This is a genomic window from Microbacterium sp. ZOR0019 (assembly GCF_000800925.1).
GTDB classification, from domain to species: domain Bacteria; phylum Actinomycetota; class Actinomycetes; order Actinomycetales; family Microbacteriaceae; genus Microbacterium; species Microbacterium aurugineum.
Window position 1 is genome coordinate 70,141 of the sequence record NZ_JRKC01000005.1, and the last position, 21,699, is coordinate 91,839.

19 protein-coding genes are annotated in these 21,699 nt (G+C 68.1%); 17 read left to right on the forward strand and 2 right to left on the reverse strand.

The window, feature by feature from the left end:
• Window positions 1–33 precede the first annotated feature (33 nt).
• A complete protein-coding gene (locus L978_RS01265; RefSeq protein ID WP_197055603.1) occupies window positions 34–1,386 on the reverse strand; it encodes a DUF349 domain-containing protein in 1,353 nt (450 codons plus the stop codon).
• A gap of 216 nt (window positions 1,387–1,602) precedes the next feature.
• Here L978_RS01265 and L978_RS18175 point away from each other — a divergent pair, with 216 nt between their 5' ends.
• Window positions 1,603–3,477 carry an NAD(P)/FAD-dependent oxidoreductase gene (locus L978_RS18175; protein WP_052193244.1) on the forward strand — a complete coding sequence of 625 codons (1,875 nt, stop codon included), beginning with the start codon at window positions 1,603–1,605 and terminating at the stop codon, window positions 3,475–3,477.
• The gene (locus L978_RS18865) at window positions 3,474–4,232 is read left to right on the forward strand and encodes a winged helix-turn-helix domain-containing protein (RefSeq protein WP_052193245.1); all 759 of its coding nucleotides are present in this window, start codon (window positions 3,474–3,476) and stop codon (window positions 4,230–4,232) included. Before L978_RS18175 ends, L978_RS18865 begins: the two co-directional genes overlap by 4 nt.
• 17 nt (window positions 4,233–4,249) lie before the next feature.
• On the opposite strand, the gene L978_RS01280 is transcribed toward L978_RS18865, so the two are convergent.
• Complete coding sequence (locus L978_RS01280) at window positions 4,250–4,552, reverse strand: hypothetical protein (RefSeq protein ID WP_047519495.1); 303 nt, start codon at window positions 4,550–4,552, stop codon at window positions 4,250–4,252.
• 103 nt (window positions 4,553–4,655) lie between these two features.
• On the opposite strand from L978_RS01280, the gene L978_RS01285 reads away from it, so the two are divergent.
• The 15 genes from L978_RS01285 to L978_RS01355 all read left to right on the forward strand — a co-directional run bounded on the left by L978_RS01285 (window position 4,656) and on the right by L978_RS01355 (window position 21,659).
• Complete coding sequence (locus L978_RS01285) at window positions 4,656–6,038, forward strand: replication-associated recombination protein A (RefSeq protein ID WP_081996884.1); 1,383 nt, start codon at window positions 4,656–4,658, stop codon at window positions 6,036–6,038.
• A 181-nt stretch (window positions 6,039–6,219) separates the two neighbouring features.
• Window positions 6,220–6,849, forward strand: coding sequence for a 30S ribosomal protein S4 (gene rpsD / locus L978_RS01290; protein ID WP_047519497.1), 630 nt, complete (start codon window positions 6,220–6,222; stop codon window positions 6,847–6,849).
• A 111-nt stretch (window positions 6,850–6,960) separates the two neighbouring features.
• The gene (locus L978_RS01295; protein ID WP_017202147.1) at window positions 6,961–7,149 is read left to right on the forward strand and encodes a hypothetical protein; all 189 of its coding nucleotides are present in this window, start codon (window positions 6,961–6,963) and stop codon (window positions 7,147–7,149) included.
• Window positions 7,150–7,204: 55 nt separating this feature from the next.
• Window positions 7,205–9,865, forward strand: a complete 2,661-nt coding sequence (gene alaS / locus L978_RS01300) for an alanine--tRNA ligase (RefSeq protein WP_047519499.1) — start codon at window positions 7,205–7,207, stop codon at window positions 9,863–9,865.
• Complete coding sequence (gene ruvX / locus L978_RS01305; protein WP_047519501.1) at window positions 9,862–10,335, forward strand: Holliday junction resolvase RuvX; 474 nt, start codon at window positions 9,862–9,864, stop codon at window positions 10,333–10,335. The genes alaS and ruvX overlap by 4 nt, the downstream gene beginning before the upstream one ends.
• A 2-nt stretch (window positions 10,336–10,337) precedes the next feature.
• Window positions 10,338–11,834, forward strand: a complete 1,497-nt coding sequence (mltG, locus tag L978_RS01310; protein ID WP_047519503.1) for an endolytic transglycosylase MltG — start codon at window positions 10,338–10,340, stop codon at window positions 11,832–11,834.
• 4 nt (window positions 11,835–11,838) lie between these two features.
• On the forward strand, window positions 11,839–12,651 hold the full coding sequence (locus L978_RS01315) for a shikimate dehydrogenase family protein (protein WP_081996885.1): 813 nt from the start codon (window positions 11,839–11,841) through the stop codon (window positions 12,649–12,651).
• Between the two features lie 57 nt (window positions 12,652–12,708).
• Window positions 12,709–13,938 (forward strand): chorismate synthase, encoded by a 1,230-nt coding sequence (gene aroC / locus L978_RS01320; RefSeq protein WP_047519505.1) that lies wholly within the window; start codon window positions 12,709–12,711, stop codon window positions 13,936–13,938.
• Complete coding sequence (locus L978_RS01325; RefSeq protein ID WP_047519507.1) at window positions 13,922–14,443, forward strand: shikimate kinase; 522 nt, start codon at window positions 13,922–13,924, stop codon at window positions 14,441–14,443. The genes aroC and L978_RS01325 overlap by 17 nt, the downstream gene beginning before the upstream one ends.
• Entirely contained in the window at window positions 14,440–15,528 is a 1,089-nt protein-coding gene (gene aroB / locus L978_RS01330; RefSeq protein WP_047519508.1) for a 3-dehydroquinate synthase, read from the forward strand. The genes L978_RS01325 and aroB overlap by 4 nt, the downstream gene beginning before the upstream one ends.
• A complete protein-coding gene (locus tag L978_RS01335) occupies window positions 15,525–15,962 on the forward strand; it encodes a type II 3-dehydroquinate dehydratase (RefSeq protein ID WP_047519510.1) in 438 nt (145 codons plus the stop codon). Before aroB ends, L978_RS01335 begins: the two co-directional genes overlap by 4 nt.
• 55 nt (window positions 15,963–16,017) lie before the next feature.
• Window positions 16,018–16,578: an elongation factor P gene (gene efp / locus L978_RS01340; RefSeq protein WP_047519512.1), complete on the forward strand. Its 561-nt coding sequence runs from the start codon at window positions 16,018–16,020 to the stop codon at window positions 16,576–16,578.
• A gap of 3 nt (window positions 16,579–16,581) precedes the next feature.
• A complete protein-coding gene (gene nusB / locus L978_RS01345) occupies window positions 16,582–16,992 on the forward strand; it encodes a transcription antitermination factor NusB (RefSeq protein ID WP_047519514.1) in 411 nt (136 codons plus the stop codon).
• A 47-nt stretch (window positions 16,993–17,039) separates the two neighbouring features.
• Complete coding sequence (locus tag L978_RS01350; RefSeq protein WP_047519516.1) at window positions 17,040–20,000, forward strand: DEAD/DEAH box helicase; 2,961 nt, start codon at window positions 17,040–17,042, stop codon at window positions 19,998–20,000.
• Window positions 20,001–20,081: 81 nt separating this feature from the next.
• Window positions 20,082–21,659, forward strand: a complete 1,578-nt coding sequence (locus L978_RS01355) for a Rieske 2Fe-2S domain-containing protein (RefSeq protein ID WP_047519518.1) — start codon at window positions 20,082–20,084, stop codon at window positions 21,657–21,659.
• Window positions 21,660–21,699: the final 40 nt, after the last annotated feature.

The window sequence follows — 21,699 nt, forward strand, 5'->3', positions numbered from 1 at the left end:
CGCCGTGGGCGCGGACAACTGTGGAGAAACCGATCAGCCCCCGAGAGCGCTCAGCCAGGCGCGACGAGCCTCGAGGGCGTCCGTCGCTTCCTTCGCGGCCTTCTTATCACCGGCCTTCTCGGCTGCGGCCACCTCGGCCTCGAGCTTCTCGATGGCCTCGAGCAGCTGCGAGCTCATGTCGTTCGCGCGCGCCTTGGTCTCGGGGTTGTTCTTCTTCCAATCGACGTCCTCGCGGGCCTTGAGCGCCTGCTCGATGGTGCGGAGCTTGTCGTCGAGAGCACGCTCCTTCTCGCGGGGGAAGATACGACCGATCTCATCCCACTGCCGCTGGATACGCGTGAGAAGGGCGCGAGCGCGCTTGATGTTCGACTCGTCAGCAACAGCCTTGGCCTCTTCGAGGAGAGCTTCGCGTGCTTCGATCTTCGGCGCGGACTCGGCTTCCTCGGCGGCGGACTGTTCCGCGCGGGCGGCATACAGGGCGTCGCCTGCAGCCTTGAACCGGGCCCAGAGTGCGTCGTCCGCCTTGCGTCCTGCGCGTCCAGCGGCCTTCCACTCGTCGAGCAGAGTGCGGTACGCCGGAATGCCGTCCGTTCCGCGCGGGGCGAGAGCCTCGGCGCGCTCGACGAGACGTGTCTTCGCGTCGCGAGCGAGCTTGTGCGCATCGTCGAGCTCCGAGTAGAAGGCCCGGCGCTGCTTGTCGACCACGGCGCGTGCGTCTCGGAAACGCTTCCACAGCTGCTGCGAAACGCCCTTCGACAGACGAGGGCCGTTCTGCTGCTGGGCCTGCCAGGCGTCGAACAGTTCCCCGAGCTCGGCGGTCACCTGCTTCCACTGCACCTTGCTGAGATCGCGGGCGGCGATCGCCTCCGCCTTCTCCACCAGGGCGGTGCGCTCGGCGATCGCCTGGTCGACGAGCGCCTTGGCCTGCTGCGCCTCCTGCTCGGTGGCCTCGGACAGTGAAGAGGTGAGGGCGTTCAGGCGGTCGCGGAGTCCTTCGAGGTCGCCGACCGCGGCGGCATCCGTCGCTTCATCGATCAGGTGACCCGCCTGCTTGACGAGGTCGGCGGCCGATGCGCCACCGGCCTGATGGCGCTGTTCGAGCGTGTGCACCTTGAAAGCGATGTCGTCGAACTTGCGCACGAAGTAGGCGAGAGCCTCCTCCGGTGTGCCGTCGGGGTACTGTCCGACGACGCGCCAGGCGTCGCCTTCGCGGACCTCGACGGTTCCGTCGTCGGAGACGCGGCCCCATTCGGCGGATGTCGACGATGCAGCCGGCACCGAGGCGACGGGCGCGACAGCGGCCGGCGTCGGGGCCTTTCGCGGCATCGGCACGGCGGGCGGTCCGGGGACGGGGGGAGTCGGCTTCGAAGGCTCGGTGGCAGACACGTGATTCTCCTTGCGCGGTAGGGCCGCGGGAGGCGGAAAGGACGAGGCTCAGCCTAGTACGCCCGAGCACCGGGGGTGAGGCCGTGGTCCCCGATGCCGCGTCGTTACCGTTCTGTGAGCAGAAAGTTCGACGGAGGAAACAATCGGCGTCACCTCCGGGAAACACGACGCTCCTATCGTCACCAGCACGACAGTCTTCCGGTCGACAGGAGCACGATGAACGGCACGGCACCCGCGGCGAGCGAGATCCTGGTCGTCGGAGCGGGTGTCGCAGCCCATCGGTTCGTCGAACAGCTGCTCCGCGATCCCGATGCGCCGGTGCGGGTGACCGTTATCGGTGACGAAGGATCGGGCCCGTACGACCGCTCGGCGCTGGTACGCGTGTTCTGGGGTGTCGGTGCGGAGGAGATCCAACTCGAGCGAAGCGTGTTCCGCGACGACCGGGTTCGGCTGATCCGCGACGACCGGGTTCTCCGGATCGACCCTTCGGGACACACGGTGCGGACGCGAGCACGGCGCACCTACGCCTACGACACGCTCGTGCTGGCGACCGGTTCCTTCGGCGCGAAGGTCGCCGTGGACGGCGCGAACCTTCCCGGGTGCTTCGGGTTCCGCACCGTCGAAGACGTCGAGGCGATCCGAGCGTTCGTGGGGTCGAGGTCCCGGGAACTCGGGCGTCCTTTGCGCGGGACCGTGGTCGGTGCGGGGTTGCACGGTCTTCAGGCCGCCGAGGCGTTGAGCGAGCTGGGAGTCGACACGACGGTGATCGAGTTCTCGGACCGTGTGATGCCCCGCCAACTCGATCGGTCGGCCTCAGCCGTGGTGCAGGGCGTCTTCCGAAAACGAGGCATCCCGGTGCGCACGGGCGTCCGCACGACGCGACTCGATCCGGACGAGTCGGGCTCGGTCGCCTCGCTGGAGTTTCAGGACGGCTCGTTCCAACGCGCCGACGTGGTGGTGTTCGCCGTCGGGGTGCGTGCCCGCGATGAGCTCGCCCGCAACGCCGGTCTCGGTGTGCATCCTGAAGGGGGCGTGCTCGTCGACGAAAGAGGTGAGACCTCGGTTCCGAGCATCCTCGCGATCGGAGAGGTGGCGCGCCTCGAAGGACGAGGCCCCGGGTACGTCGGCGCGGTGCGGGTCACGGCTGACGTCGCCGCAGCGCACGTGCGAGGCAGGGACGCACGTCTCCCTCGCGACCTCGAACGCGGGAACGTCGCGGTCGCCGGGGTCGACATCGCGACGTTCGGCGATCCGCTCGCCTCGCCGGCGTCCGCGGTCGAGATCGTCACGCACGATGATCCCCAGGCGGGGATCTATCGCAAGCTCGTGGTCTCCGACGACGGACGCACGGTGGTCGGGGGGATCCTGGTCGGCGACACGAGCGGGTATGCGGCGCTCCGGGCCCTGGTCGGAGAAGCGTGGCGGCCCGCTCACGCCGCACGCCTGCTCTCGGCGGTCGGCGGCTCGGATGCTGTGGAGAACTGCGATCACGCCACCCTGAGCGCGCAGGACCTCCTTGCTACCGCGGCTGGAGCCGGCGAGGCGACGTTCACGTCGATCCGCGACCGTTTCGGCTTCGCACGTGGCTGTCGGCGATGCACACTGGCGATCGCTCGAGTTCTCCTGCAGATCGCCGTCCAGCGGGATCTCCGGCATGCGACGGCGACGCCCGAGGCGCAGAGGGAGGGCCACAGCCGCGTCCTGGCGGACGGAACGCACGTCGTCTCTCCGGTGATGCGCGACGATACGCTCACCTCGAAGGAGCTGCTGGCCATCGGGGAGCTCGCCGAACGGTATGGATTGCGAGCACGGATCACGGACGCGAGGATCGAGTTGCGAGGGGTGCGGACCGAGCACCTGCGGTCCGTGCGTGCCGGTCTGGCTGCGGCGGGACTCGCGTCGGCGTCCGGCGCCGGCGAACAAGCGGTGCTCCTCGTCGCCGAGGATCTGCCGCGGCTGGACGATCCGCGAGTGGCATCGGACGTGCAGGAGAAGGGCCTGCCGCATCAGGGGAAGCCGGGGAACGCTCGCGCGGGCGAGGGGAGCGCCCGCCGAGTGCCGCTTCGTCGTGTGGGGAGTCCTGCCTCATGACCCCGGTGACCGGTCGACGCCCGCCGCTCGCGGGACGCAGGATCATCGTGTCGGATGATGCGAGAGCTGCGGAGCCCCCGCGCGACGGCGTCGCCGACGGTCGATCGGAAGGTCTCATCGGGGTGTTGACGGACGCGGGGGCGGCGGTGTTCCGCGTCGCGGTGCCACGAGGGGGTGCACGGACGTCCGCCGCCCTGCGGAGCGTCGTCCAACGTGCAGCGAGAGGCGGGATCGACGCCGTGCTGTTCCTGGCCCCCACGGCTCCCTGGCTCGAGACGGCCGAGAGCACCGGCGCGCTCGAGGCCATCCGCCGAAGATCGGATTCGGGGAGGTTGCTGCTCGGAGCGCTCCACCGGGAGGATGCGGACCGTCTGCGCCTCGCCCGCCTCGCCGTGATGCGCACGGAGGGATCGAGTGTCACGGCACTCGCCCGGGGGGTGGTCGCGCACTACGACAGCGGGACGGCGGCACTGGTCACCGACGCGGGCCGCCTCGAGGTGCGCAGCGGGGGTGTCGTCGTCGACGAGCGGTTCATCCCCCTTTCTCGTGGGGCCACGGGCGTCATGGAAGCGCTGTTCCTCGCAGGTGGTCGGGTCCTCTCGCGCGCCGAGCTCGGCCGAGGTCTCCCGGGTGGGGAACGCAGCGGCCGGGCGGTGGAGGTCGCCGTGGCGCGCCTTCGCGAGTCGCTCGACGGTATCGATCTGGTGCAGACCGTCGTCAAGCGCGGCTATCGCTTGGCCGTCACCGAGCAGTGATCAGGTCGCGGAACCTGCTATCCGGCCGGAGTGTCGGAGGGGAGCGGCGTGGGGGTCTCCGACGGGGCGTCCGTGGGAGGGGTCGTCGGTTCCACGGTGGGAGCGGGCGTGGGATCAGGCTCGGGTGCGGTGACCTGTGCATGCACGACCTGGCTGCCGATCGCGGCGACGACGATGAGGCTCGCGGCGATCGCGGCGATCGTGTTGTCCCGGACGCGACGACGGATCTGGCCCTCGTGCCACTGCGTGCGGGCGGCGTGCAGCCGTGCGCGCTCGGCTGACGTGCGCGACTGTGCCTTCTTGGAACCGCGTGCGGCCATGCCTCGATCTCCCATCCCGACGCCATGACACGACGTCGCCTGAGAGCCTACCGGGATGCGCGCGGTCGCCCGAAGTGTCCGAGCCCGCCGGTAGCCTGGATGGATGACGTCCCCCGCCGCGCTGCTCTCCGGGCAGACGCCCCTCGCCGTGCGCATGCGCCCGGTCTCCCTCGATGAGGTCGCGGGACAGCGTCATCTTCTGCGAGCCGGTTCTCCGATCGTCGCCCTCGCCGACCCGCAGGCGACCTCCCCGGGTGCCGTGTCGATGATCCTGTGGGGCCCACCGGGCACGGGCAAGACCACGCTCGCTCAGGCGATCGCACGGTCCTCAGGGCGCCGCTTCGTCGAGCTCTCGGCGATCACCGCTGGTGTGAAGGACGTCCGGGAGGTGATGCAGGAAGCGATCACGCAGCGTGATCTCTACGGGCAGACGACGATCCTCTTCCTCGACGAGATCCACCGCTTCACCAAGGCGCAGCAGGACGCGCTGCTTCCCGGTGTCGAGAACGGTTGGGTCATCCTGATCGCGGCGACGACCGAGAACCCCTCCTTCTCGGTGATCTCGCCGTTGCTGTCGCGCTCCTTGCTGCTCACGCTCCAACCCCTCACCGATGAGGACATCGGGGTGCTCGTCGATCGTGCGGTGACGGACGCGCGGGGGCTGAACGGCGCCGTGGTCCTGAGCCCCGAAGCGCGTGCATCCTTGATCCGGCTCGCGTCGGGGGATGCCCGGCGTGCCCTCACCGGTCTCGAAGCAGGCGCGGCGGTCGCCGTCTCGCACGCGGCCGACACCGGCGAAGAGGACGAGTCGGACGACGGGGCCGCAGCGGCGCATGCGTCGTCGGGTGCCGCGGAGATCACCGCCGACCACATCGCGCAAGCCGTCGACAAGGCTCTGCTGCGATACGACCGTCAGGGTGACGAGCACTACGACGTCATCAGCGCGTTCATCAAGTCGATCAGAGGATCCGACCCCGATGCTGCACTCCACTACCTCGCTCGCATGATCGAAGCAGGGGAGGACCCCCGCTTCATCGCTCGACGTCTTGTCATCTCGGCCTCGGAAGACGTGGGCCTCGCCGATCCCCAGGCTCTCGGCATCGCCGTCGCGGCGGCAGATGCGGTCGCCTTCATCGGTATGCCGGAGGGGCGCATCCCGCTCGCTGAGGCGACGGTGTATCTCGCGACCACGGCGAAGTCCAATGCGGCCTACGTGGGCATCGACGCGGCGATCGCCGACATCCGCTCCGGCGGGTTCGGACGGGTGCCGCTGCACCTGCGCGATGCCCACTATCCGGGAGCGAAGCGTCTCGGACACGGCAAGGGGTACGTGTACTCCCATGACAGCGAGTACGGCGTGGTGCCGCAGCAGTACCTGCCCGACGAGCTCGATGGCAAGCACTACTACGAGCCGAAGAACCTCGGTGCCGAGCGTGACATCGCCGCGCGACTCGAGCGCATCCGCCGCATCCTCGGCGACCGCTGAGCCACCACGCAGCTGCGGAACCGTGATCTGTTAGACTTGAGCGGCTCGAAACCGAGTTTTCGGGCATCTCCTCGTTCACACCCCACCTTGCTGGCGCCCCGGCGTGCGCTCCAAGGCAGAACGCGGACGATACGTCCGTGAGTCGTGAAAGCCGCGACCACGTCATCGGAAGGAAAGCTTCGTGACCACGAAGTCCCAGGACCGTCGCAAGGTTCGTCTGAGCCGCGCCCTCGGTATCCCGCTCACCCCGAAGGCCGCCCGCTACCTCGAGAAGCGTCCCTACGCTCCCGGCGAGCACGGCCGCACCAAGCGCAAGGCAGACAGCGACTACGCTGTCCGTCTTCGTGAGAAGCAGCGTCTTCGCGAGCAGTACGGCATCCGCGAGAAGCAGATGCGCAACACGTTCAACGAGGCCCGTCGTCACGACGGCCTGACCGGTGAGAACCTGGTCGAGCTCCTCGAGATGCGTCTCGACGCTCTGGTTCTGCGTTCGGGCTTCGCCCGCACCACCGCGCAGGCTCGTCAGCTCGTCGTGCACCGTCACATCCTCGTCGACGGTCAGCTCGTCGACCGCCCGTCCTTCCGCGTGAAGCCGGGTCAGCTCATCCACGTCAAGGCCAAGAGCGAGGGCACCGAGCCCTTCCAGGTGGCAGCAGCCGGCGGTCACGCCGAGGTTCTGCCCCCCGTTCCCGGCTACCTCGAGGTCGAGCTCGACAAGCTCCAGTCGCGTCTTGTCCGTCGCCCGAAGCGCGCCGAGGTCCCCGTGACCTGTGAAGTGCAGCTCGTCGTCGAGTACTACGCAGCTCGCTGATACAGCGAAAGAGCAATCAGGCAGGAGGCGTCGGGATTCCCGACGCCTCCTGTCGTTTCCGCATACGATGGTGACACCGCGCCTTCGCGGGTCAAAGGCAAGGATGACGACATGAAGAACGTGCTGTGGTTCCTGATCGGCGTGATCGGCGGCTTCGTCGCGGCTCACTTCATGAACAAGGACCCGCGTGGTCACGACATCCTCGCCGAGGTCGACGCCCGGATCAACGGATTCACCGCGATCCTCGGCGACGCCTACCGCGAGCAGGAGGCACGGCTCACGGAGCCGGGCGACAACTGAACCACCGCAGCAGCGCCCCGGCGCGGCATCTTCACGCAAGGACACCCGGCACTCTATGAAAACTGCGGAGATCGCGCAGCGTTACCTCGACTACTTCGAGAAGAACGACCACCTCATCGTCCCTTCGGCCTCGCTCGTCAGCGACGACCCGTCGCTGCTGTTCACGGTCGCCGGCATGGTGCCGATGATCCCGTACCTCACGGGCGTCGTCCCTGCGCCGCATCCGCGGATCGCGGACGTGCAGAAGTGCATTCGCACCAACGACATCGAAGAGGTCGGCCGGACCGCCCGTCACGGCACCTTCTTCCAGATGCTGGGCAACTGGTCGTTCGGCGACTACTTCAAAGAAGGCGCGATTCGTTACGCCTGGGAGCTTCTGACGGGTTCCGAGTCGGACGGGGGGCTCGGCTTCGACGAGAAGGACCTGTGGGTCACCGTCTACGAGACGGACGACGAGGCCGAGGCCATCTGGCGCGACATCATCGGTCTCAAGCCGGAGCGCATCCAGCGTCTCGGGCGCGCGGACAACTACTGGAACACGGGGCAGCCCGGACCCGGCGGTCCTGATTCCGAGATCTTCTTCGACCGCGGGCCGGCCTACGGGAAGGACGGCGGTCCCGCCGTCGACGACTCACGCTTCCTGGAGATCTGGAACCTCGTGTTCATGCAGGACTTCATCGAGAACATCCGCGGCAAGACGGAGTTCGACATCGTCGGCGAGCTGCCGATGAAGAACATCGACACCGGGATGGGACTCGAGCGTGTCGCGTTCCTCAAGCAGGGCGTCGAGAACATGTACGAGTCGGATCAGGTGCGTCCGGTGCTGGATCGCGCCGTCGAGCTCTCCGGCCGCCCGTACGGTGTGCAGCATGAGGACGACGTGCGATTCCGCGTGATCGCCGACCATGTGCGTTCCTCCCTCATGCTTCTGTCCGACGGGGTGCGTCCATCCAACGAGGGGCGTGGGTACATCCTCCGCCGTCTGATGCGCCGCACGGTCCGCTCGATGCGACTGCTCGGCGTCGATGAGCCGGTGTTCCCCGAGCTGTTCGCCGCATCGCGCGATGTGATGAAGACGACCTATCCGGAACTCGAGAGGGACTGGGCGGTACTGTCCGCGTCGGCGTTCGCCGAAGAGGAGACGTTCCGCCGGACCCTCGTGGCCGGCTCCACGATCCTCGATCTCGCCCTCGACGAGACCAGGAAGGGCGGGGGGAAGACGCTCAGCGGTCCCGAGGCGTTCCTGCTCCACGACACTTACGGCTTCCCGATCGACCTCACGCTCGAAGTCGCTGAGGAAGCGGGACTGGACGTCGACCGCGCCGCTTTCGACACGCTCATGCAGGAGCAGCGTCAGCGGGCCAAGGACGACGCCCGCAACCGCAAGCGTCAGCTCGCCGACGTATCGGTCTACCGGGAGCTGCGCTCCCTGGGCGAGACCGGTTTCGACGGATACACCGCCCTCGAGGTCGAGTCCCGTGTGCTCGGACTCCTCGTCGACGGAGCGCCTGTGCGCAGCGCATCCGAAGGGCAGATCGCCGAGGTCGTGCTCGCCGAGACGACGCTGTATGCCGAGTCCGGTGGTCAGGTGGCCGACAAGGGCACGATCGTCGGCCCGGGCTACGCGCTCGAAGTGCTCGACGTTCAGAAGCCGGTCCCCGGACTCATCAGCCACACCGTCGAAGTCACGCGCGGAAGCGTGGCCGTCGACGACGTCGCGACGTCGGTGGTGGACGCGGCGAACCGCCGTGCAGCCCGCCAGGCGCACTCGGCCACGCACCTCGTGCACGCCGCGCTCCGTGACACCCTCGGTCCCACGGCGACGCAGGCCGGTTCTTTGAATCGTGCCGGCTACATGCGCTTCGACTTCGCCTGGTCGCAGGCGCTCTCGACCGATACGCGCAGCGAGATCGAGGAGATCACCAACCGCGCGGTGCAGGACGCCTTGGAGGTGACCACGCGCATCGTCTCGCTCGACGAGGCCAAGGAAGCCGGCGCCATGGCGCTGTTCGGCGAGAAGTACGGCGACGTCGTGCGCATGGTCGACATCGGTGGGCCGTGGTCGCGGGAACTCTGCGCCGGGACGCACGTGACCACCAGTGCCGAGATCGGGCTGGTCAGCCTGGTCGGGGAGTCCTCGGTGGGCGCCTCCAACCGTCGTATCGAAGCTCTCGTCGGCGCCGATGCTTTCCGTGAGCTCGCGGCTGAGCGGGCGATCGTGTCGCAGCTGACGAGTTCCCTCAAGACGCCGCGTGAGCAGCTGCCGGAGCGGATCGCCGACCTGACGGCCAGCCTGAAGGCCGCGGAGAAGCGCATCGCGCAGTTCGAGGCGAAGGAGAGAGCCGGACAGGTGCCGGCCATCGTCGACGCCGCGACGCGCGTCGGTGCGTTCCGACTGGCCGCGCAGAGTCTGGGCGAAGTCGCATCGGCGGATGACGTGCGAGACCTCGTCAACGGCGTGCGCGATCGGCTCGGCTCAGATGCCGCTGTGGTGGCACTCGGCGCGGTCGTGGGCGGGCGGCCCGTCGTCGTCGTCGCGACCAATGACGCGGCACGCTCGGCGGGAGCGAAGGCCGGTGCGCTCGCGAAGCGCGCGGCAGGCGTGCTCGGCGGTGGTGGCGGCGGGCGCGATGATGTCGCGCAAGGTGGCGGCGCCGACACGGCAGCTCTGCCGGCGGCGCTCGAAGCCATCGCACAGGAGTTGCGCGGCGCGTGAGCACTTTCCGCCGCGGTGTGCGGCTCGGCATCGACGTGGGGCGCGCGCGGGTCGGGGTCGCGCGCTGCGACCCCGACGGGATGCTGGCCGTCCCCGTGGAGACAGTGCCTCGTGACGAGGCCTCGATCGCCCGGATCCTTCAGATCGCGAGCGAGTACGACCCGTTGGAGTTCGTGGTCGGTCTGCCGGTCAACATGCAGGGTGCGGATACCGCGTCGACCACGGACGCGCGTGAGTTCGCCGCCGAGCTCTGCCGGCGCAGCGGCACTCCGGTGCGGCTCGTGGACGAGCGGTTGAGCACCGTGACGGCGCATGCCGCATTGCGCAGTTCCGGGAGATCCCAGAAGAAGTCTCGTAGCATTGTGGATCAGGTCGCCGCCGTGGTGCTTCTGCAGCAGGCGATCGATATGGAGAAGAGCACCGGAAACCCGGCCGGTGCCGTCATCTCGCCTGACGAGGAGCACGCCTGACGATGTCCGAACGCGACAACGAAACGCCGCGGCACGACGCAGATTCCCGCCTGGGGGATCTCTTCGAGAATCTGCCCGAGCCGACCGCGCAGATTCCCACGGTCGACAACAGCGCGCCCGTTCCGGGCTCCCGTCGGGCGGCCAGAGAAGCGGCCGCGGGGGAGTCCCGCCCCGTCACCGGTGCCGAGACACCGGCCGAGGCTTCTCCCGTGCCGGTTCGCGCTTCTGCGGACGACGCCGTCGCCGCCGCCGGTGCGGTGCCCTCGCCGACTCCGGTCCGTGCCTCGGCGGATGCCGCGGACACCCCCACCCGTGCCGTGCCCCGGATCGAGTCGCCTTCGGGTGCCGCAGCGGCACCGGAGCCTGTGCTCGGCGGTGGGCTGGACGACCTCTTCGTCCCCCATGACGATCACATCGACGCCGCGCCGAAGAAGAAGCGCCGCAAGGGGTGCTTGATCGCGCTGATCATCGTTCTGGTGATCTTCGGTGGTATCGCCGCGGCCGGAGTCTGGGTGGCGAACACCTACGGCGAGAAGATCAGTGACGCGATGGGCTGGGGCGATTCGAAGGACTGGGAGCCGGGTCTGGCGACCGGCGAGGCCTTCGTCACGATCAAGGAGGGCGACACCGGCTCTCCCGTGTCGACCGCACTGTACGAGGCGGGGGTGACGAAGACCGAGAGCGTCTTCTACGACTACCTCGTCGACGAGAACATCGCCGTGATCTTCTACCCGGGCGTGTACAAGCTGCAGACGAAGATGACGGCCGAGGCCGCCCTCGCGGCGCTCCGGGATGACGCGAACAAGCTCGAGAACACCGTCTCGGTCGCTGAAGGTGGAACCATCGTCTCCTCCCTCCCCGCCATGGCCGAGACCCTCGGTCTGCCGCTGGCGGACTTCGAGGCGGCCGTCAAGGATCCTTCGCAGTACGGGGTGGAAGCACAGAGCCTCGAAGGCTGGTTGTTCCCGGCCGTCTATACGTTCGATCCCGAGGTCACGGCCACGCAGGTCATCCAGCGCATGGTCGATCGCACCCGTGAATCGCTGGCCGCTGCGGGGGTCCCCGCCGGTGACGAGGAGCGCATACTGACCATCGCCTCGATCATCCAGCGAGAAGGTCGGCTCGACGACTTCGCGAAGGTCTCGCGCGTGATCCAGAACCGTCTCGATATCAATATGAAGCTGCAGATGGACTCGACGGCGCAATACGGCTACGGCTCGCTGCACGAGGGCGTCGTCTCGAGTTCCAAGGAAGCGCTGGAAGACGACAACGCCTGGAACACATACGTCCGGGAGGGCCTCCCCGCGACGCCGATCGCGAGCCCGAGTGACGCCGCGATCTCGGCGGCGATGAACCCCGTCGATGGCCCGTGGCTCTACTTCGTCACGATCAACCTCAGCACGGGGGAGACGCAGTTCTCCGAGACCATGGCCGAGCACGAGCAGGGGATCGAGAAGTGGCGCGAATGGTGCCGCGCGAACCCTGACGCCGGGTGCTGACGCGGTGACGCGTACGCGACTCGCGGTCTGGGGGGACCCGATCGCGCACTCCAAGTCCCCTGACCTGCATGCCGCCGCGTATCGGGTCCTCGGTCTGAGCTGGGAGTACGGACGGCGTCAGGTCTCTGCGGAGGCCTTCACCGCCGCACTCGGTGGACTCGACGACACGTGGCGTGGTTTGTCGCTGACCATGCCGTTGAAGGGGGAGGGCTACCACGCCGCTGCGACGAGGGATCGCCACGCAGAGCTCACGGGCGCCGTCAACACCCTGGTGCTCGGGGCGGCGCCCGCCGGTTTCAACACCGATGTCGGCGGGATCGTCGACGCGCTGTCGGAGGCGGGGATCACCGCTGCGGAGACGGCGCGCATCATCGGTGCCGGCGCCACTGCCGCGTCCGCGCTCGTCGCCGCCTCCGAGATCGGGGTGAAGCACGTGGAGGTGCGGGCTCGACGCCCGGAGCGGGCGAAGGCACTCGTCGCCCTCGGCGACCGCTTGGGTATTCCGGTCGAAGCGCGCTCCCTCGACGGCGGACGCGACGCGGTCGATCTGACCCTCTCGACCTTGCCCAGTGCGACCGCCCTTCCTGTTGAAACCGCGGTGGGGTTGGCTGAGACCGGCGGAGCCTTGTTCGATGCTGCCTATGCGCCCTGGCCCTCCGCCCTCGCGTCCCGCTGGAGCGACGGCACGGTGGTGTCCGGCTTGGGGATGCTGCTGCATCAGGCCGTGCGCCAGATCCGGATCTTCCGGCACGGGGATCCGGCGCTCCCGCTGCCCGTCGAAGCAGAGGTCGTCTCCGCCATGCGCGCCGCGCTCTGAGCGGACGGCGTCGAAACGCGGCGCGGCGAGGGGGCCAACCCGTGGGAGACTGGAGCAATGCTCCGCGTGCTCACGGCCGGCGAATCGCACGGCCCAGAACTCATCGCCGTCATGGAGGGCCTGCCCTCCGGCGTCCCTGTGTCCTCCGAGGCCATCCAGGCCGATCTCGCTCGTCGCAAGCTGGGCTATGGCCGTGGCTCGCGCATGAAGTTCGAGCAGGACGCGCTGACCATCTCCGGCGGTGTGCGGCACGGCAAGAGCCTCGGCAGCCCGATCGCTCTGCGCATCGGCAACACCGAGTGGCCGAAGTGGATCGAGGTCATGAACCCCGAGCCCGTGGAGCTCACCGACAAGTCCCGTGGGCGCAGCGCGCCCCTCACACGTCCGCGTCCGGGGCACGCCGACCTCGTGGGCATGCAGAAGTACGACTTCGACGAGGCGCGTCCGATCCTCGAACGTGCGAGTGCTCGGGAGACGGCTGCGCGTGTCGCGCTCGGGGCGATCGCCCGATCGTTCCTCGGTGAGCTCGGCATCCGACTGGTCAGCCACACCCTGTCGATCGGGCCGGTGCGGGTGCCCGAGGGGTCTCCGCTCCCCACGCCCGACGATGTCGAGGCGCTCGATGCCGATCCGCTCCGGTGTTTCGACGGCGCGACCTCCGCTCTGATGGTGGCCGAGGTCGATGACGCGAAGAAGGACGGCGACACGCTCGGCGGTATCGTCGAGGTGCTCGCGTACGGCCTTCCTCCGGGACTCGGCTCCCACGTGCACTGGGACCGACGCCTCGACGCACGTCTCGCTCAGGCGCTCATGAGCATCCAGGCGATCAAGGGCGTCGAGGTCGGCGACGGCTTCGAGACCACGCGCCGCCGAGGTTCGGCCGCCCACGATGAGCTGTTCGCCACCGCGCACGGCATCACACGCGGCTCGGACAGGGCCGGAGGCACGGAAGGCGGCATGTCCACCGGAACCGTGTTGCGCGTCCGCGCCGGGATGAAGCCGATCGCGACCGTTCCGCATGCCCTCCGCACGATCGACACCGCCACGGGTGACGACGCCACCGCTCACCACCAGCGCTCCGACGTGTGCGCTGTGCCCGCCGCCGGAGTGGTCGCCGAGGCGATGGTCGCCGTGGAGCTCGCGAACGCCGTGCTCGAGAAGTTCGGTGGCGACAGCATCCGCGAGACCCGTCGCAACCTCGAGGGCTACCTCGAAGGCATCCCGGCGGGACTGCGGACGACACCGGCGTCCGAGGCGGCGCTCATCGCGCATGACGAGCGCGGCTGATCCGCTGACGCTGGTGCTGGTCGGCCCGATGGCCGCAGGCAAGACCAGCGTCGGACGCCGCGTCGCTCGGCGGCTCGGCGTCGCTTTCGTCGACACGGACAAACGCATCGTGGCGGAACACGGTCCGATCCCCGGCATCTTCGCCGAGTATGGAGAGGCGCACTTCCGGGAGCTCGAACGCGCCGCGGTCGCCCAGGCCCTCGCCGACGGGGGCGTGATCTCCCTCGGTGGAGGCGCGGTCACGCAGGCGGCCACCCGCGAACTCCTGAAAGCGCATCCGGTCGTCTTCCTGACGGTGAACACAGACGCAGTGGCGGACAGGCTCCGCGGCAGCAACCGCCCCCTCCTGTCAGGGGATGAGGATCCGGTGGAGCGCTGGAAGAAGATCTTCGAGGAACGCCGGGGGTGGTACGCCGAGGTCGCCTCGACCACCTTCGACACCTCACGTCGTCCGATGCAGAAGATCGCGGATGACATCGTGACATGGAGGAGAGAACAGCGATGAGCACGACGACCATCAGCGTCACGGGGAACGACGCCTACGACATCACGATCGGACGCGGAATCCTGGATCGGGTCTCCGCCGCGCTCGCGCCGGGCGTCCGCAAGGTGCTGGTGGTGCATCCGCCCACGCTCGCGTCCCGCGCGGCCGAACTGCGCGACAGACTTCTCGCTGACACCACCGACGGTCCGCGCGAGGTACTGCTCGCGGAGATCCCGGATGCCGAGCAGGGCAAACGGATCGAGGTCGCGGCCTTCTGCTGGCAGGTGATGGGCCAGGCGGACTTCACCCGCAGCGATGCGGTCATCGGATACGGCGGGGGAGCGGTGACCGACCTCGCCGGGTTCGTCGCCGCGACCTGGCTGCGGGGCGTGCAGCTGATCCAGGTGCCGACCACGGTGCTGGGCCTCGTCGATGCGTCCGTCGGCGGCAAAACCGGTGTCAACACCGCGGAGGGCAAGAACCTCGTGGGGGCGTTCTGGGCGCCGAGTGCCGTGATCGGCGACCTCGACGAGCTCGCCAGCCTGAGTCCCAACGAGGCGACCGCAGGATTCGCCGAGGTGGTCAAGGCCGGATTCATCTGGGCTCCGGAGATCCTGGACATCATCGAAGCCGATCCGCTCCGCGCCGTCGACACGACATCCGAGGAGTTCCGCCGCGCGGTCGAACTGGCGATCGACATGAAGGCGAAGGTCGTCTCGGACGACTTCCGCGAGGCCGGCCTCCGCGAGATCCTCAACTACGGGCACACGCTCGGACACGCGATCGAGCATGCGGAACGGTACCGCTGGCGGCACGGCGCCGCGATCTCGGTCGGGATGCTCTACGCCGCCGAGCTCTCGCGGCTTGCGGGTCGTCTGTCCGACTCCGCTGCCGAGCGGCACCGGACGATCCTGGATTCGCTGGGCCTTCCGACCTCGTACCGTGCGGGGGCATGGCCGCAGTTGCTCGCCACCATGCAGCGAGACAAGAAGAGTCGCGGCGGGATGCTGCGCTTCATCCTCCTCGACGACCTCGCGAAGCCCACCGTCCTGCAGGCTCCGGACGAGTCGCTGCTGTTCGCCGCCTATCAGGAGGTCGGGGAGTGAGCCGCCGGATCCTCCTGGTCAACGGGCCGAACCTGAATCTCCTCGGTACCCGCGAGCCCGACGTGTACGGCACGGCGACTCTCGCGGACGTGGAGCGGATCACCACCGAGGCCGCAGCCGCGGTCGGGTTCGAGGTCCGGGCGCTGCAGAGCAACCACGAGGGAGTGCTGGTCGACGCGATCCATGCGGCACGGGAGGACTGCGCCGGAATCGTGATCAATCCGGGCGGACTCACGCACACGTCGGTGGTGCTGCGTGACGCGCTCACCGGGGTGGCGCTGCCGTTCGCGGAGGTCCACATCTCCGATGTGCTCGCGCGTGAGGCCTTCCGCCACCATTCCTACCTGGAAGATGTGGCGGCCGTGCGGGTCGCCGGCCGTGGCGTCGACGGCTACGCAGACGCTGTGCGACAGCTCGCCGCACTCATCCCGTAGAATCGACTGTCGGTCTCGTCCGACCCCGCAGACACACGAACGGAACTCGCAGCGCATGGCATCTACCGCAGACATCAAGAACGGCGTCGTCCTCAGCATCGACGGGCAGCTCTGGAGCGTCATCGAGTTCCAGCATGTGAAGCCCGGCAAGGGTGGCGCGTTCGTGCGCACCAAGCTGAAGAACGTCGTGTCGGGCAAGGTCGTCGACCGCACCTACAACGCCGGCGCCAAGATCGAGATCGAGAACGTCGACCGCCGCGACTACACCTACCTGTACACGGACGGCGACGGCTACGTGTTCATGGACCAGACCGACTTCGACCAGATCACGGTCGGGGCCGCCACGGTCGGCGACGCGAAGAACTTCCTCCTCGAGAACCAGGCCGTCACGATCGCCCTGAACAACGGCAACCCCCTGTACCTCGACCTCCCGGCCTCCGTGATCCTGGAGATCACCTACACCGAGCCCGGCCTGCAGGGTGACCGCTCGTCGGCAGGCACCAAGCCGGCCACGCTCGAGACCGGTTACGAGATCCAGGTGCCGCTGTTCGTCGAGGCCGGCACCAAGGTCAAGGTCGACACCCGCACGGGTGACTACCTCGGCCGCGAGAAGTAAGGCGTGAGCGCCCGGACGAAGGCGCGCAAGCGCGCTCTCGACATCCTCTTCTCCTCCGATGTGCGCGGGGACGACCTCGCCGTGACCCTAGCCGCCGAGGCCAAGCGCGCCGCGAGTGAGCCCGCACGCGAAGCCTCGTGGCTCTACGCGCGCGAGATCGTCGACGGCATCATCGACACCCGCGACGAGATCGACGAGCAGATCACGACGCACAGTCGGGACTGGAAGCTGGAGCGCATGCCCGCGGTCGATCGCGCGCTGCTCCGGATCGCGGTGTGGGAGATCCTGTACAACGACGAAGTGCCGACTGCGGTTGCGATCGACGAGGCCGTCGAACTCGCGAAGGAGTTCTCCACCGACGACTCCGGGGCCTTCGTGCACGGCGTCCTCGCCCGGGTGGCTCGCGCGGCCTGACCCGTCCGACGCGTCGCACTGTCGGCGGTGGCGGAGAGGATGGAAGCATGGCTCTTCCGTTCGAACCGTCCCGATCCGAGGGGCCGCCGTACGCAGACTGGCGTACGATCCTCGGTCCTTCGCGTGACGACGCGAAGACGCCCCTCGCGCTCGGTGTCGAGTTGCGGGTGCGCGACGGGCGCGGGGCGAACCCCTGGGCCTCGCGCCCGCAGCGCACGGCCACCGCCCGCGACGTGGCGAAGCGCACGGGGGAGATCCTTCTCGGGATCCGCCCGCTCGAGCGGAGCGCCACGACGGATGCCTGGGTGCAGGGCTCTGCGACGTGGGACGCGGTGCGGCGTTCGTCTTCGCAATATGGGCGGGATCGATCGCGGTGGTTCGCCGACCTGCTGAGCATCGCCCGGGACACTCTCTTGTCGGGTACCGCCGGTGACTGGCTGGTCGCCGATCTGATCGAATCCGGCCTGCTGTGGGGGCACCTGCGAGCCGCTGCGGACCTCGGGATACCGCTCGTCGCCACGCAGAAGAACACGAGCGTCGCCGTGGCGGAGCAGGCCACGATCGGCGCGACGATCGGACGCGCTGAGGACGGAGGACTCGTGGTACGCCCCGACATCACGATCGACGGCCGCGAGGTCGAGCCCCGCGACGTCCGGGCGATCGGTCGCAGCGGCGTGTACGAGATCGCGCAGCACGGCACGCGCCTGCGCGTGACACTCGCCGAGGTGCCGCTCAGCGAGCCCGTCCACGCCCTGATCGGCCCCGCGGCGGGTCTCGAGGTTCCGGCGGGTGACGAAGCGGCGTTCTTCCAGGATGCGTATCCGCTGCTCGGGCGTCGGATCACCGTGCGCTCCGCAGACCGTGTCGAACTGCCTGCGCTGCCCGCACCTCATGCCGTGCTGGAGCTGTCGTTCCGTCGGGGTGACACGGTCTCCTATACCTTCGCGTGGGAGTATCGCGGATTCGGACGGGTTCCGTTCGCCGCCAGTGATCATGCGGTGCGCGACACCACGGCGGAGGCGGCGCACCGCGACGCGCTTCAGAACATCTGGACCGAGCATCTGGGGGAGGCTCTCCAGGCAGCGGGCTCGTTCCACGACGTCGCGGCAGCAGAGTTCGTCACCCGGATCGTCCCCGCTCTCGAAGCCCACGGCGTCACGGTCGTGGTCTCGGGTCGGCGCAAGAGCTATCACGAGCTGACGGGCGACCCGGAGATCACCGTGTCGACCGTGGAGAGCACGGATCCGGACTGGTTCGACCTCGGCGTGCTGGTCAAGATCGATGGGCGCACGATCCCGTTCGAACCGCTGTTCACGGCGCTGAGCACTGGTCGGAAGAAGCTCCTCCTCGTCGACGGCAGCTACTTCTCGCTGAACCATCGCTCCCTCGATCACCTGCGTGAGCTCATCGACGAAGCGGGCGCGCTCGACGAGTGGGAGACGGGTCCTCGGATCAGCCGGTATCAGACAGACCTCTGGGAGGAGTTCGAGGACCTCGCCGACGAGGCTCTCCCGGCCGTCACCTGGCGCGCCACCGCCGACGCTCTGCGTCGTGCTTCCTCCGTGCCCTCGGTTCCGGTGCCGCCGGCGGTGAACGCCACGCTGCGGCCGTACCAGAAGGAGGGGCTGGATTGGCTCGCATTCCTCTGGAACCACGGCCTGGGAGGAATCCTCGCCGATGACATGGGACTCGGCAAGACGCTCCAGCTCCTCGCACTCATCGCACACGCCAGGGAGGCGGGGGAGCATCGCCCGTTCCTGGTCGTCGTACCCACCTCCGTGCTGGCCACCTGGCGGAGCGAGGCCGCTCGATTCACGCCCTCGCTTCGGGTGCTGCTCCGGGCGAGCACCCAGGGTCCCGGGTTGGTCGACCACCTCGGCGAGACCGACCTCGTGATCACGACCTATGCCGTCGCCCGGCTCGACGAGGCCGAGTACGCGGCTGTGGATTGGGCGGGGCTCATCCTCGACGAGGCGCAGTTCGTCAAGAACCCCGCGACGAAGCTGCACCGCGCCGTCGCCTCCTTCTCGGCCGATGTGACCTTCGCCGTCACCGGAACCCCGATGGAGAACAGCCTCAGCGAGCTATGGGCACTGTTGAAGCTCACGGCGCCCGGACTCTTCCCGTCGGCGCGGAAATTCCGCGAGCGGTACATCCAGCCGATCGAGCAGGGCAAGGTGCCGGAGAACGAGGAGGGCGGCGAGTACCGGCAACGACGCCTCGCGCAGTTGCGACGACGGATACGCCCGTTGCTGCTGCGGCGCACGAAGGAGATCGTCGCTCCGGAACTCCCTGCGAAGCAGGAGCAGATCCTCGCGGTCGAGCTCGGTGCCTCCCACCGTGCCCTGTACGAGACGGTGCTGCAGCGGGAACGTCAGAAGGTGCTGGGCTTACTCGAAGACCTCGATCGCAACCGCTTCATCGTGTTCCGCTCGCTCACCCTGATGCGCATGCTCAGCCTCGCTCCCGGTCTCATCGACCCGGAAGACGCGAAGATCGGTTCGCGCAAGCTCGACGTCCTCCTCGAGAGGGTGATCGAGCTCCAGGCCGAGGGCCACCGGGCCCTGGTGTTCAGTCAGTTCACGTCCTTCCTCGACCTTGCCGCAGCCCGCCTGGATGCCGCGGGAATCCCATACGCCCATTTGGACGGGACGACCAGGCATCGCCAGAAGGTGGTCGACGGATTCACCGGCGGGGAGCAGCCGGTGTTCCTGATCAGCTTGAAGGCAGGGGGATTCGGCCTCACGCTGACCGAAGCCGACTACGTGTTCCTCCTCGACCCGTGGTGGAATCCCGCGGCGGAGGCGCAGGCGATCGACCGCACGCACCGCATCGGACAGGACCGTCAGGTGTTCGTCTACCGGATGATCTCCACCGGGACCATCGAAGAGAAGGTGCTCGAGCTGCAGCGCCGCAAGGCCCGGTTGTTCACCGCCGTCCTCGATGAGGAAGCGCTGTTCGCGCAATCGCTGACCGCCGACGACATCCGCGGCTTGTTCGAGGGGTGAGATGAATACTCCCGGCTCGGTCGACCGGCCGCACAGGGAGCCCTCGGTACAATCGAACGGTTCACTTTCGGGAGGAATGCAATGCGGATCACCGGACTCGGCCACGCCGGGATGTTCATCGAGACCGTGGGCGGGAACATCATCTGCGACCCGGTTCTCGGACCCTCCTTCTACGGATCCTGGTTCCCGTTCCCGGACAACCGGGGGCTGGATTGGGAGCGATTCGGCCGCGAAGCCGACTTCCTCTGGATCTCGCACCGCCACCGCGACCACTTCGATCCGCGTCTCCTCGAGCGCTACATCCGCAAGGACATCGAGGTGCTGCTCCCGGAGTACCCGACCGATGATCTCGAGAAGGACATCCGCGCGCTCGGCTACACGAACATCACCTACGCTCCGGCAGGTCAGGTGATCCAGCGCGGCGACCTCAAGATGATGATCACGCCGCTGCGCGCTCCCAGCGACGGACCGATCGGCGACTCCTCGTTGAGCGTCGACGACGGCACCGGTTCGGTGCTCAATCAGAACGACTCGCATCCGCTCGACCTCGAGAAGCTGCTCGACTTCGGCACGCCCGACGCCTACTTCACCCAGGTCTCCGGCGCCATCTGGTGGCCCATGGTCTATGACCTGCCGCTCGAGGCGAAGCAGAACTTCGCCCGCCTCAAGCGCGAAGCGCAGAACAAGCGCGCCATGTACTACATCGAGAAGGTCGATGCTCCGCACGTCTTCCCGATGGCCGGTCCGCCCATGTTCCTGCGCGACGATCTGTTCGACTTCAATGGTCTCGGCAAGAACGGCGAATCGATCTTCACGGACCAGAAGCAGTTCCTCGCGCACATGAAGGAGCTCGCTCCGCAGTACGACGGTCAGCTCTTCATCCCCGGGACCGTCGTCACGGTCGAGGGAGGCAACGTCACGTCCGAGCAGACGCTCTACACCGACGCCGAGATCGCTCACATCTTCGACGAGAAGTGGGAGTACCTCGAGGAGCAGCGCGCGAGCCGGCAGCAGGAGATCCGCGACGAAGAGGCGTCTCGTGCCGAGATCATTCCCCCGGCCGAGATGCTCGAGGCGATCAAGACCTGGTGGGAGCCGTTGCTGAAGAAGTCCCGCACGATCCGGTTGGGCGTCGGCGGATGTGTGCGCTTCCGCATCGGCGAACTCGACATGGTCGTCGACTTCCCTCGTGCGAAGGTCCGCGAGTACGCGGGGGAGGAGTGCGTGTACTGGTACACCATCCCCGCAGATCTCGTCTCCACGAACATCGTCGATCACGAGATCGACTGGTCGAACTCGATCTTCCTCTCGATGCAGTTCTCGGTGGGACGCAGCGGCAAGTTCAACGAGTTCCTCACCACGTTCCTCAAGTGCCTCTCGGTCGACCGGATCGAATACGTCGAGAACTGGTATCAGGAGCAGACGGATCAGACGGAGGACGCGGAGATCGGCGACTGGGTCGTCCAGCGGCGCTGCCCGCACCTGCGCGCCGACCTCACCCGAACGGGTACCGTCGACGAGGACGGGATCCTCACCTGCAGCATGCACGACTGGAAGTGGGATCTGAAGACCGGTCGATGCCTCTCCACGGCCGGGCACCCGATCCGTTCCGCCAAGGTCGACGACGTCACCGATCCCGTGCTGCAGGAGGCGAGCTGATCGCGGAGAGTCCGCGCTCCGATAGACTGGCCTGACTAGC